The 12,397-nt window shown below is 68.3% G+C and carries 10 protein-coding genes; 5 read left to right on the top strand and 5 right to left on the bottom strand.

From position 1 onward, the window contains the following. Positions 1–123: 123 nt before the first annotated feature. Positions 124–2,655 carry a valine--tRNA ligase gene (gene valS, locus ODJ79_RS42405; protein ID WP_263029387.1) on the top strand — a complete coding sequence of 844 codons (2,532 nt, stop codon included), beginning with the start codon at positions 124–126 and terminating at the stop codon, positions 2,653–2,655. A 278-nt stretch (positions 2,656–2,933) separates the two neighbouring features. Here the strand turns inward: valS and ODJ79_RS42400 are convergent, their stop codons facing one another. Beyond that, entirely contained in the window at positions 2,934–3,242 is a 309-nt protein-coding gene (locus ODJ79_RS42400; protein WP_263029385.1) for a hypothetical protein, read from the bottom strand. Between the two features lie 298 nt (positions 3,243–3,540). Here ODJ79_RS42400 and ODJ79_RS42395 point away from each other — a divergent pair, with 298 nt between their 5' ends. From ODJ79_RS42395 to ODJ79_RS42380, 4 genes are all read left to right on the top strand, one after another. Next, positions 3,541–4,560 (top strand): hypothetical protein, encoded by a 1,020-nt coding sequence (locus tag ODJ79_RS42395; RefSeq protein ID WP_263029384.1) that lies wholly within the window; start codon positions 3,541–3,543, stop codon positions 4,558–4,560. A 30-nt stretch (positions 4,561–4,590) separates the two neighbouring features. After that, positions 4,591–6,024, top strand: coding sequence for a right-handed parallel beta-helix repeat-containing protein (locus ODJ79_RS42390; RefSeq protein WP_263029383.1), 1,434 nt, complete (start codon positions 4,591–4,593; stop codon positions 6,022–6,024). Further along, positions 6,024–6,233 (top strand): hypothetical protein, encoded by a 210-nt coding sequence (locus ODJ79_RS42385; protein WP_263029382.1) that lies wholly within the window; start codon positions 6,024–6,026, stop codon positions 6,231–6,233. Before ODJ79_RS42390 ends, ODJ79_RS42385 begins: the two co-directional genes overlap by 1 nt. A 194-nt stretch (positions 6,234–6,427) precedes the next feature. Next, a complete protein-coding gene (locus ODJ79_RS42380; RefSeq protein ID WP_263029381.1) occupies positions 6,428–7,558 on the top strand; it encodes a glycosyltransferase in 1,131 nt (376 codons plus the stop codon). A gap of 60 nt (positions 7,559–7,618) precedes the next feature. On the opposite strand, the gene ODJ79_RS42375 is transcribed toward ODJ79_RS42380, so the two are convergent. From ODJ79_RS42375 to ODJ79_RS42360, 4 genes are read right to left on the bottom strand one after another with little or no spacing between them, the layout of a single operon-like run. Further along, a complete protein-coding gene (locus ODJ79_RS42375; protein WP_263029380.1) occupies positions 7,619–8,545 on the bottom strand; it encodes a GDP-mannose 4,6-dehydratase in 927 nt (308 codons plus the stop codon). Further along, positions 8,542–9,699 (bottom strand): glycosyltransferase family 4 protein, encoded by a 1,158-nt coding sequence (locus ODJ79_RS42370; protein ID WP_263029379.1) that lies wholly within the window; start codon positions 9,697–9,699, stop codon positions 8,542–8,544. Before ODJ79_RS42370 ends, ODJ79_RS42375 begins: the two co-directional genes overlap by 4 nt. Further along, the gene (locus ODJ79_RS42365) at positions 9,696–10,811 is read right to left on the bottom strand and encodes a glycosyltransferase family 4 protein (RefSeq protein WP_263029378.1); all 1,116 of its coding nucleotides are present in this window, start codon (positions 10,809–10,811) and stop codon (positions 9,696–9,698) included. Before ODJ79_RS42365 ends, ODJ79_RS42370 begins: the two co-directional genes overlap by 4 nt. Further along, positions 10,808–12,367, bottom strand: coding sequence for an O-antigen ligase family protein (locus tag ODJ79_RS42360; RefSeq protein WP_263029377.1), 1,560 nt, complete (start codon positions 12,365–12,367; stop codon positions 10,808–10,810). Before ODJ79_RS42360 ends, ODJ79_RS42365 begins: the two co-directional genes overlap by 4 nt. Between the last annotated feature and the right edge of the window lie 30 nt (positions 12,368–12,397).

Below are 12,397 nucleotides of genomic sequence, written 5' to 3'. Positions count from 1 at the left end.
CTAGGCGCACCTGATCACGCATGCGCCAGTAACCGCCCCGCGCGGCCCGCCGGCGGCGGCTACGACCACGGACCCGACCGCAGTCGAGGCGGCGACAGCGCGTAACCTGACAAGGTGGACCTTATTCCCGAGAAGCCCTCGATCGAGGGGTTGGAACAGAAGTGGAGTGCCCACTGGCAGGACCAGGGCACCTTTACCTTCGATCGGGCGAAAACGCGTGAGCAGATCTTCGCCATCGATACGCCTCCGCCGACGATCAGCGGGTCTCTTCATCTGGGGACGGCATTCGGCTATATCCAGGTCGACTCGATCGCCCGCTTTCACCGCATGCGGGGGCGCGAGGTCTTCTATCCGATGGGGTGGGACGACAACGGTCTGCCAACTGAGCGTCGGGTCCAGAACCACTACGGTGTTCGGTGCGATCCCGCGGTTCCCTACGACCCCGATCTGGTGGTGACCGAGGGCTCGAAGGGCCAGCGGCCGATCTCGCGGAAGAACTTCGTCGAACTGTGCCACCGGCTGACCACCGAGTTCGAGGACGACTTCGAACAGCAATGGCGGTTGATGGGCCTCTCAGTCGACTGGAACCTGAGCTACGCCACCATCGACGCGCGATCGCGTCGGGTGGCGCAGCGTGGCTTTCTCCGCAATCTGGCGCGCGGCGAGGCATATGCAGCTGACGCGCCCACACTGTGGGACATCGACTTCCAAACCGCGGTCGCCCAGGCCGAGCTGGAAGAGCGAACACTTCCGGCCGAGTACCACCGCATCCGGTTCGCCCGGGTCGACGGCGGTCCGCCGGTGGAAATCGAGACGACCCGGCCCGAACTGCTGCCGTCTTGTGTCGCCTTGGTCGCCAACCCCAACGACGAGCGATACCAGGAACTGTTCGGCACCGAGGTCAGTACGCCGGTGTTCGGGGTGCGGGTGCCGATCATCGCGCACCGCCTGGCCCAACCCGAAAAGGGCTCAGGAATCGCGATGATCTGCACGTTCGGTGACACCACCGACGTGATGTGGTGGCGCGAGCTCGATCTGCCCACCCGCACGGTTATCCGCCGTGACGGTCGATTCCAACAGGAGCTCCCGGCCTGGCTGGACGGGCCCGCCGAGCAGGCGTGGTCACATTTGGCGGGGTTGTACCCGCAACAGGCGCGCAAGCGCATCGTCGAGCTGCTGGTCGATTCCGGCGACCTGGTCGGCGAGCCGACTCCCATCACCCACGAGGTCAAGTTCTTTGAGAAGGGCGACCGGCCGCTCGAGATCGTCGCCAGCCGGCAGTGGTACATCCGTAACGGGGCACGCAGCCAAGACCTGCGCGAGGCACTCATCGACAGCGGCCGCGAGATCACCTGGCATCCCGACTTCATGCGGATCCGGTATGAGCACTGGGTCAACGGTCTCAACACCGATTGGCTGATCAGCCGCCAGCGCTACTTCGGCGTGCCGTTCCCGGTCTGGTATCCCGTGCTCGAGGATGGTGAGATCGGCTGGGACGCGCCGATCCTCGCCGAGGAGGCCGCGCTGCCCGTCGACCCCTCGACGGACACGCCGGCCGGTTTCGACGAGTCCCAGCGCGGCAAACCGGGGGGATTCATCGCCGACCCGGACGTGATGGACACGTGGGCGACCTCGTCGTTGACGCCGCAGATCGCCGGCGGCTGGGGCGACGACGAGGACCTGTTCGCCAGAGTCTTCCCGATGGATCTCCGGCCACAGGGGCCGGAGATCATCCGGACCTGGCTCTTCTCCACCCTGTTGCGCTCCAAGCTGGAACACGGCGTGCTGCCGTGGCGGCACACGAGCATCAACGGCTGGATCCTGGATCCTGACCGCAAGAAGATGTCCAAGTCCAAGGACAACGTCCTCACCCCGATGCCACTGGTGCACCTGTACGGCGCGGACGGTCTGCGCTATTGGGCGTGTTCCAGCGCTCCTGGCACGGACACCGCGGCCGAGCAGGCACAGATGAAGGTCGGCCGACGGCTGGCCTTGAAGATTCTCAACGCCAGCAAGTTCGTGCTCGGGCTCGACCCGAAACCGGATTTGTCGCCGGCCGACGTCACCGAACCGATCGACTGCGCCATGTTGGCCCAGCTGTCGGACGTCATCGTCGAGGCGACGACACACTTCGAGGCGTACAACTACCACCGGGCGCTGTCCGTGACCGAAGGGTTCTTCTGGGGCTTCTGCGACGACTACCTGGAGCTGGTGAAGCAACGCGCCTACGGCGACGGCACCGAGGCCGGCTCTGCCAGGGCCGCGCTGGCCCTCGCGCAGTCCGTCCTGCTGCGGCTCCTCGCGCCGTTCCTGCCGTTCGTCGCCGAGGAAGTCTGGTCCTGGTGGCGGCCGGGTTCGGTGCACCGCGCGCCGTGGCCGACCCCAGAGGAACTCGGCGATGCCCCGGCGAGCGGCAATCCCGCGGCGCTCGGGGCCGTCGGGGCCGTCCTGGTCGATGTGCGCAAGACAAAGTCCGAGAATCGACGCTCGCAACGCAGCGAGGTTGCCCGGTTGGTGCTCTCCGACGCCGCGGACCAGCTGGACCTGGTACGGATCGGCGAGCAGGACCTGCGGCGGGCGGGCAGCATCGCCGACCTGGTACTGCGGGAGTCACCTACCCGCGAGGTGACCGTCGAGCTGGCCCCCGCCGAATGATCCGCCGCCCCGCTCGACGGCCGGACCGGGAAACCGGGCGCCGTCAGCGGGGCGAGTCGGCGTCGCTGACCAGCGCCGAGTGCGTGCGCCGAAGCACTGAGCCTTCCGGTCGGACTCCACGCCGACGACTTCCACCACTCCCCCGTCCACGAGGCGACGTGGTCGGCGCCGCGCCTCGGCCAGCGACCACACCGGCCGCTGCTCGTCGCTCTCGCGCGGCTTGCGCGTACCGAGGGCCCGGCCGGTCTGCTCCGCGAACGCCTTCGCCAGCAGCAGGTTCAGCGTTCGCAGGGTGGTACGGGAGTAGCCGCATCCTTCCAGCTCCCGGTAGGCCTGCTCGACCATCCGGGCGCTGAGCCGGGAGGCTCTCGCACCCCGCCCACATACGGGTAGAGCAGGCTGAGCAGCCACCGGTAGCCGTAGCCGGTGTTGGGTTCAAGTTCCAGTTCCCGGGCCGGCACCCAGCCCTCGCAGATGTTCTGCACGCTGTCACTGAGCCGCGGTTTCGGATGCTCGGCGTCGCGCTGACGGCGCAGCCGGCCGTACTCCGCCGCCTTCGCGGTGGCGAAGCCGGTCCGCCGTGCCAAGCCAACCGGGAGAGGCAACCCGCAGACGTCGATATCACTCGATCAGGGATGACCGGAACCGGGCAGGCCAAGCTGCCTCGCGCGGCGTAGACACAACGACACCGGGCCGAAAGCCGGCACACCGATGATCTCGGCGGTAGTCCGGTCAGCCGGTTGGTCCGCTCACGTACGGTTCCACGGCGCAGCCATTCGGCCGGCCCGGCCTCGGGATCAGACGGATTACGCGGCGTACGGGGCAACGGCCGGGTCGACAATCGCGGGCTGAAGGTCCTCACTACCTGCTGGTACCGTGCGCACCGTGAACGAAGAGTCGACCCAGGGTCCCGGGCCGCACCGGCAGGACGGTTCCGCGCCGGCGGACAGCGCACCAACGGAGGCATGGAACGTCAATACCGGCCAGCAAGCGCAATGGAACTCGCCCGCGTCCGGTCCGCCGGTGTCGCCGGCGAGCGCGCTGCCACCGTGGGACACGCCGGCGGCGCACCCGCAGAGCAGCCCCCCGACGCCGTGGGATCAATCCGAGCCGAACGCGGGCGGCTGGTCCACCGCGCCCGAGTCGGTGACACCGCAGTCCGGCGCGGCCTGGTCGCCGGAGCCGCAGTCGGGTTCCGGCTGGGGCGCGCCGACGGCCGGTGGCGACTCCTTCCCGCAATATGTGCCGCGCATCTCGCCGAGCCCGCCGAAACAGCGCAAACCGGTCGTCCCGGTGCTGATCGGTGTCGTGGTCGCCGCCATCGTGGCCGGCACCGGAGGTTACTTCCTCGGCGCCTCGGCCGGCGGCGGAAACTCCACACCGGGCCCGGCGGCCACGTCGGCCGCTCCCCCGCTCTTCGAGTCGGCGCAGTCAGCGGCGAACAAGAGCCTGCTCGACGGCTCCCTGGCCGGCCTTGCCGAACCTTGGCTGTCCACCGCGATGAGCGACTGCGTGGTCAGCGGCGGCCCGGGCCAGCCGGCCCTGAGTCCCAGCGAAGACCGGCATGTCGCCTGCCGGTACGGCTCGGCCTGGGTACATTTCGTGGCGTACAAGAGCGAAGCCCTGCGAAACGAAGCTCGCACCTACCGGCTACAGCTGAACCTCAACTCCGACGAGATCGCACCGGGGGTACACGACCCGGGCAGGGCGACCGGCGGCGTCACCGGGGCAGTGGGCAAAATGATCGAGTACGCGTTCCGGCGTGAGAACGGCCGTTCGCTCTGCGGCCTGGACTGGGAGCGGGACGCTGATTCCGTCGCCGCCCTGATCATCGAGGCGGATTGTGAGCGGGATCTCGGCGGGAAATGGGAGCCGCTGCGGGACCTGTGGCAGCGCCACAGCTGACCGTCGAGCCGGTCCGATAGCCTTGCCCCGGTGACACGACTGACAGCCGCCTTCGATGCCGGTCGCCGCTGGTGGACACGCCGGATGCCATCCGCCGGGTTCGCCGACGGCATGCCTTCGCCGTCCCGCCGCGCCATGCTCACCCACGGCGGGGCGCTGGTCCTCGGTGCCGGGGTCGCCGGCGTCGCAGCGGACCGGTTGAGCACGACCGTGATGTCACCGGGGCACCGGGCCGACTCGACGTTCGACGCCCGGGCGCACGGCGCGGCCGGCGACGGCCGGACCGACGACACCGCGGCCCTGCAGAGCGCCATTGACGCGGCGGGTGCCGCCGGGGGCATCGTTTTCATCCCCGCCGGTGTCTATCTGACGCGCGGCCTGGTGCTGCGCTCGAGAGTGCACCTGCGCGGCGCGGGCGGCGACGCCACGACGATCCGGCTGCAGGCCGGGGCCAACGGTGCGATCCTCGAATCGGCCGGTTTCAGCAAACTCACCGGCACCGGCGACGCCGGCGGCATCAATTCCTTCAGCGTGCGCGATCTCACCCTCGACGGCAACAAGGACCAGAACCCGGCCGGCGGCTACGGGCTGCGTCTCTACGGGTACCAGTACGAGCTGTCCGAGGTCATAATTTTCAACTGCCGGCAGGACGGGCTCTACAGCGAGTGGAGCGCGGCGGGCGGCCTGCCGTTTCCGTCGCATCAGATGGAGGCGCGGGTTACCGCGGTCCGCTCGCACAACAATGACGGTGACGGGATCAACTTCAACGGACCGCACGACTCGATGTTCGTCAACTGCCTGGCCTTCGAGAACCAGGCTATTGGATTCCGGATGGCCGGGGAGAGCCACGGCAGTTCGATGGTGAACTGTCACGGCTGGGGAGCCCGGCAGCCGGTTTCGTTCCACCTGGCCGCGCTCTCCCTGGGCTGCGTGAACTGTTACGCCGACGTGAACGGCGGCGTGGGCGTACGGATCGCCCGCCATGACTGTCGCTGGGTCGGTGGATTCGTGCTCGGCGCCAACAATCCCGGCCCCCGCCGCGAGATCGGCGTGCAGTTCGTGCCCGGTCCGACGGACGGCGAGCCGAGTGGGTGTGTGGTGGACACCAAAATCACCAACTGCGCGACGGCCGCGATCGACTTCGGCGCCGACGGGGGCCGGTCCAACATCCGCGCGTCGCTCTCCCAGCCGGGCGTGAACATCGACGGCAAGCACGTCGATGGGACGGGGGCCGGGTGGATCGGCAATCCGCATCGCACCAGTCGCATCGATATCGTCGACGGCGTCGCCGACGCCGGAAGGAATCTCGTCGTCAGCCCGGCTTTCGAGATGCGTGCGCAGGAGGTTCCCGCGCCCCCGGCCGACGCCTCGGTACGGGTCTTCGCCCGGACCGTCGGAGGTGCGACCCAACTGTGCGCCCAGTTCCCCAACGGGGCGGTCAAGGTTCTCGCGACCGAATTCTGATGAGCAACCGGGACAAAGACTCCGAGATCCTCGCGCCTCGGCATCAGATCGCGGTCCTCGAACGGCACCTGGACGGTGACAAGGTCCGCTTTACCCGGGCCGATCGGGCGCGGCTCGCCGCCCCGTTGCACCGGCTGGTGCTGCGCCTGGCCCGGGAGAACGGCACCTGGCTCGGTGGCCTGCTCCACGAATACGCTCATGCCGCGTGAGCTGCGCGGATGAGGATTTCGGCACCCGCAGCCTTCCCGCCGAACATATCGTTGAACACGATTTGTGCGCCGCCCGTCGAGGCGTCGAGTTGACAAAGGCCGACGTGAGCGGCCTTAATGATCCGGCCATTGGCGGTGCGGCAAACGGGGGAAGGCATGCGGACAGACGGGCTTTGCGCTGCGGGTGATGCGACGTGACGCTCTTCGACCAGACAGCGCGGCTGCCCCGGCTGCCCCTGCTGGCCGACCGCTCGGTGGCGATGGTGCACGAATGGTTCGGCGCCACCGGCGGCTCCGAGGCCGTGTTCCTGGCCATCGCCGACCTGCTGCCGCACGCCGAGCGCCTGGTGCTCTGGGCCGACGATGGCGTCGATACCGACCGGCTGCGACTGAGCCAGTCGTGGATGTCGCGCACCCCATTGACCAAGAGCAAGGCCCTGGCACTGCCGGCGATGCCGCTGGTCTGGCGGACACTGACGAACGAGAAGTTCGACGTGGTCATCTCGTCAAGCCACGCCTTCGCGCACACGGTCAAGCTGGGCAACCCGGACGAGACCCGGCACCTGAGCTACATCCACTCGCCCGCGCGCTACGTGTGGAGCCCCGACTTCGACGGCCGCGGCTCGCACCCGGCGCTCAAGGTGCCCCGCCGCATGCTGCAGAAGGCGGACGTCAAGCTCAGCAAGCACGTGCACGCGTACGCCGCGAACTCGCGCGAGGTGCAGGGCCGGATCAACCGGTTCTGGAACCGCGAGGCAGTGGTGATCAACCCGCCGGTCGACGTGGACTACTTCGCCGCGGCATCGCCGCAGGAGCAGTACCAGTCGCGCGACTATCTGCTCGGCGTGGGGCGCTGGATCCCGTACAAAAACTTCGATCTGATGATTGAGATCGCCGACGCGGCGGACCTGCCGCTCGTGATCGCCGGTTCCGGGCCGGAGGAGCAGCGCCTGCGTCAGCTGGCGGCCGCCGCTCGCGTGCCGGTCACCTTCGAGGTCCGGCCGCCGCGCGAGCGCCTGCGCCAGCTGTACTGGGGCGCCCGGGCGCTACTGTTCCCGGCGCACGAGGACTTCGGGATCATCCCGGTCGAGGCCCAGGCGTGCGGCACGCCGGTGCTCGGCCTGGCCCGGGGCGGCCTGCTCGAGACGGTCGTCGACGGCCAGACCGGCTTCCTGGTCGACAGCCGCGAGCCGGGGCCGTACGCGGCCGCCGTCCGCCGGCTCGGCGAGCTGTCGCCGTGGCCGATCCAGCAGCACGCGAACAACTTCTCGGCGAATCGCTTCGCCGCGAACATGACGCAATGGATCGAGTGGGCGACCGGCTGACCGCGCGTCGTACGACGAACGCCGGCGGGCTGGGCCCGCCGGCGTTCGCGGTTCCGGCAGCTACTGCTCGGCCGGCTGGGAACGCCAGTAGGCGAGCGTGTCGGCCAAGGTCTGTTCGATCGGGATCTCGGGGGTCCAGCCGGTGTCCTGCCGGATCTTGGTGGCGTCGCCGCGGAGATCGGGGACGTCGGCCGGCCGCATGCGCGCCGGGTCCTGCTCGGTGCGGATCCGTGCGCCCGAGGCCCGCAGCAGCAGGTCCAGGATCTCCTGCCCCGACCGGGACGTACCGGAGCAGACGTTGTAGACCTTGCCGACCGTGCCCTTGGCCGCCAGCAGGATGTAGGCGCGCACGACGTCCCGGACATCGGTGAAGTCCCGCTTGGAGCTCAGGTTGCCTACCCGCAGCACCTCTCCGCCGTCGCGTTCGAGCTCGGCGATCTGCTTGGTGAGGTCGGCGACGAGATAGCCCGGCTGCTGCCCCGGCCCGATGTGATTGAACGGACGGGCGATGACCGACTCGACGCCGAGCTTCGCGTACATCGAGACCAGATTCTCCTGGCCCACCTTGGCCACCGCGTACGGGCTCGGCAAGTCCAGCGGCGTGGTCTCGGCCAGCGGCAGCCGCGCGGCGTCGGTCATCCCGTAGATCTGACCGCTGCTGACGACCACGATGCGGGGCTTGATCCGCAGGGCGAGGCAGGCCTGGAACAGGTTGATCTGCATCGCCAGGGTGGACGTCACCGCCTCCACCGGCTCCTTGAACGACAGCGCCGGTGAGGCGAAGGCGGCCAGGTGGAAGATGGTGTCCGGCCGCAGCTCGTCCAGCAGCCCGACCACCGCGTCGTAATCCGTCAGGTCGGTTTGCCGTGTGCGGGCGTCGGCGCCGCCCGACAGGGAGGTCCCGTAGGCTTCGACCGCACCCTGCCGGAGCGCCTCCATCAGGTGGGCGCCGGCGAACCCGGTGGCGCCCGTCACCAGAGCCGTCATCGTCGCGCACCGACCTCGCTGATCACGGCCAGGAGCCGCCGCGCGCTCTCCTCCCAGTTCGAGGCCTTCGCGCGTACCAGCCCTCGGCGGCGCAGCTCGTCGGCCAGGGCCGGGTCACCGAGGACCTTCTCCATGTGCTGCGCCAGGGAATCGACGTCGTGGGCGTCGACCAGCAGGCCCGCGTCGCCGACGACCTCGGGCAGGGACGAGTTGTTCGCCACGATCACCGGGGTGTCACAGGCCATCGCCTCCAGGGGCGGCATCCCATACCCCTCGTACAGCGACGGGTACACGAACACCGAGGCGCCGCTGTACAGCGCAGGCAGATCCTCGTCCGGGACGTATCCGGTGGTGATGATGTCCAGGTGCTGCAGCTCGTCGAGCCGGTTCTGGATGCTCTCGTCGAGCCAGCCCTTGCCGCCGGCCAGCACCAGGGAATAGGACGCGCGCACGTGCTCCGGCAGCTTCGCGTAAGCGTCCAGGATGCTGCGGATGTTCTTTCGCGGCTCGAGCGTCCCCGTGTACAGGATGTACGGCTTGGCGATGTGGTACTTCCCGGCCACCGCTCCGATCTCGCTCGCGGGGCGGGGGTAGAAGACGCTGTGGTCGATGGCCGGGCTGACGATCGAGATCTTGGCCGGATCGGTCCCGTAGTACTCCACGATCTCTCTCTTGGAGTTCTCCGAGATCGTGACGATGTGCTGAGATTTCTCGATCGTTTGCGGGACGTACCGGGTGAGGTACCGACGATTCCGAGCGGCCACGTGTTCGGGGTGCAGAACGAACGAAAGGTCGTAGATCACCGTGATCGCGGGGCTGCCGAGCGGCAGCGGGTGGCGTACGAAGTCGGGGAAGATGAACAGGTCGGGCCGGCTGCCCACCATGATGTCGATGGGCGGAGCCGTCAGCTTCCGGACGACCGCGTTGTACGCCTTGAGGTGCATGTATCGGATGAAGCGGTAACCAACGCGCGACGTCTCGGGGATCGGCCTGGTGTCTGTTCCACGCCCCAGGAACCCGAACGCGTAGATGGTGTACTGGTTCTCCTCGTCGAGCCGGAAGAGGGCTTCGAGAAGATACTTCGTGTATTGACCCACGCCGGTGCGCTGCCGGAAGAGGGGCGTGCCCTCGACGAACACTCTCAACGGCGTCACTGAACGGCCTCCAGGTAGATCTGATGGGTCGCCTCCGCGGTCGCCCGCCACGAGAACATCGGCAGGCGCGCGTATCCCCGGGCCGCCATCTCGGTCGCGAGTTCCGGCCTTGCCAGCAGGTCGGCGATCTTCTGCGCCAGGTCTCCGGCCGAATGCGGGTCGAAATACAGGGCCGCGTCCCCGTATACCTCAGGCAGGCAGGTCGCGGTCGAGGAGAGCACCGGCAGCCCCTGCGCCATCGCCTCGAGCCCCTGCAACCCGAATCCCTCGGACAGCGACGGGTACACGTACATCGCGGAATTCTGGTACAGCCATTTGAGCTGGCCGTCGCTGATGAAGCCGGGCATGACGATCCGGTCGGCCACGTTCAGCGACGCGGCCAGCGCGAGCAGGTCGTCCTTGTACTCGGCAGCCTTGCCGGCCAGCACCAGCTTCACGTCCGGGCGGCTGCGCGCCACCAGAGCCAGCGACTCGATGAGCAGTCGGACATTCTTGTACGGGAAATAGTTGCCGACATACAGGATGAGCGAGTCCGACGCCGACAGGCCGTCGACACTCTCCTCCTTGGCCTCGGCCAGGTGGATCGAGTCGGCGGCGATCCAGACCGCCGAGACCTTGGCCGGATCGACCTGGAAGCGCTGGATCAGCTGATCCCGGACGTATCCGGTGTCTGTGACGATGTGCGTGGCGCTGGCCAGCTGCATCAGGAAGATCCGGCGGAACGGGTAACGCTTGAGCTTGCCGGCGAGGCGCTTCGGCAGCGATCCCCGGCTGGTGTCGAAATCGAGCAAGGTCAGGTCGTGGATCGTGACCACCTTGGTGCCGCGGTAGAGGGCGGCCGCGTTGGGAGTCACGAAATGCACGACGTCCGGGGCCAGGTCGCGCAGGACCCTGGGCAGCGTGGCCTGCTCGGCCGGCGAGTACGGGTCGATGTTGCACTCGACCCGCCGGAAGTTGCTCTCCTGCGGCTTCCACCTCGTCCAGTCGTCCTGGCGCATCAGAACCACGTACTCGTTGGACCGGTCGATCGCCTCCAGCCCTTCCAGCAGGGCGTGGGTGTACCGGCCGATGCCGGTCCAGGACAGCATTCGCCCGTCGATGACAATTCTCATGCGGTCTTCGAACCCACCGATCCGCGGTCGAGGACGGTGGTGTCCGCGAGGGACCGGTTGAGGATCACCGTCTCGGCCAGGTCGTCCGAGGTGTCGGCCACGGCCGGCCGCTCCCGCATCAGCCGCGCTCCGGCGATCAGCAGGCCGACGACCACCCAGGTCCGCAACAGCGACAACGACTGGAAGGCGTTGGCCTCGAAGGCCATGCCCACCAGGGCGAACGCGTAGGGACTCGACAGGTGGTCGAGCCGGGTCCGCGCGACCCCCCACATAGCCTTGAGTACCAGCCAGACCAGGGGCAGCGCCAGCAGAACGCCGACCACTCCCAGCTCGCTGAGGAAGGTCAGGTAGTCGTTGTTCACCGGCTGCAACGCGTTCGCCTCGGCCACCGAGGTGGAGGCGGAGCCGTCGTGCAGCAGCAGGCGCGCGTTGTTGAAGCCGACTCCGGTGAACGGATGGTGGATGAAGATCTTGATGGTCTGCGGCCAGAGGTCGTACCGGGTCTGGGCCGAGGGGTCGTTGACGTCCAGGGCATGGCCGGTGAACGAGCCGACCACGTCCGGCTTCGTCGGCGCGGTGGGGGCGGTGGGGGCGGGGCTGGCCGGGGTGGAGGGGGACGACGGGTTCGGCGCGGCCGTCGTCGCGGCGGATTCCGCTGTCTTGTTGTCGTGCGCGGAGCTGGCCAGCAGGAGCAGCCCGGCGACGAGCAGGACCGCGAACACACCGTTCCGGGCCACGTACAGCAGGGGGCGCCAGGACCGGCCGACGACGAAGATCGCGAAGACAGCCAGGGCCAGACCCAGCATCGCGCCCCGCGACAGCGTGAGCAGGAAGAGGCCGAGGGCAAGCACCAGCAGGATCTGCTCGAAGGCCGAGGCCTTTCGGGTGCGCCAGTAGCGGGTCAGAAGGATGCCGAGCGGCAGGAACATCCAGTGACCGAGGTACAGCGGCTCGAGCGCGAACGACTGCACCCGGGGGAACGGGTACGCGCCGGTGGTGCTGTTGTACTGCGGCAGGAGTTGCGTCCACGACTGCGAGAGACCGTAGACGTCGCCGAGGAACTGGAAGTAGCCGAGCACGATCGTCACGGCGAGCACCCAAAGCACGACGTTTTCGAACATTTTGAGCTCGCGCTCGCGGACGTACTGCGCCAGCAGCCAGCCCCGCCCGAGCGCGAAGCAGAAGACCAGCGACGCGATGACCGCGACCTTGAAGTTGAAGGCGGTCAGGGCCGCCACGCCGGTGGCGACCGCCAGCAGGCCGAAAGCCAGGGTCAGGCCGACGCTCGGCCAGGCCCCGCCGTTCCTGCGGATCCGGTCCCAGGCCATGACGAGACCGCGCTGCAGCAAGAGAAGGAACGCGAGCAGCTCTTGTGGCGCGAGCCCGCGGCTGTCCACGAGGGCGAAGTAGGGAGGATGCGCCACGATGTGCGGCACCCGATCCCAGGCCATGATCACTGCGGTCAGCACGAGGCCGGCCACGAACAGCGCGTCGGAAATGATCGCCGACCGGCTGCGCCCCGAGGTGGGAACCGCGGAGCGCAGCTCTCGCGCCATTGATTTCAACACTGCAGTCCCAATCTTGAC

This window comes from Actinoplanes sp. KI2 (assembly GCF_025630775.1).
In the GTDB taxonomy this organism is placed as follows: Bacteria; Actinomycetota; Actinomycetes; order Mycobacteriales; family Micromonosporaceae; genus Actinoplanes.
This window is presented reverse-complemented; position numbering and strand designations above follow the sequence as displayed.

Coding starts and splice junctions, on each gene's coding strand:
- ODJ79_RS42375 (WP_263029380.1), bottom strand. CDS start 8,545: ATGACGGCTCTGGTGACGGGCGCCACCGGGTTCGCCGGCGCCCACCTG.
- ODJ79_RS42365 (WP_263029378.1), bottom strand. CDS start 10,811: ATGAGAATTGTCATCGACGGGCGAATGCTGTCCTGGACCGGCATCGGC.
- ODJ79_RS42385 (WP_263029382.1), top strand. CDS start 6,024: ATGAGCAACCGGGACAAAGACTCCGAGATCCTCGCGCCTCGGCATCAG.
- ODJ79_RS42360 (WP_263029377.1), bottom strand. CDS start 12,367: ATGGCGCGAGAGCTGCGCTCCGCGGTTCCCACCTCGGGGCGCAGCCGG.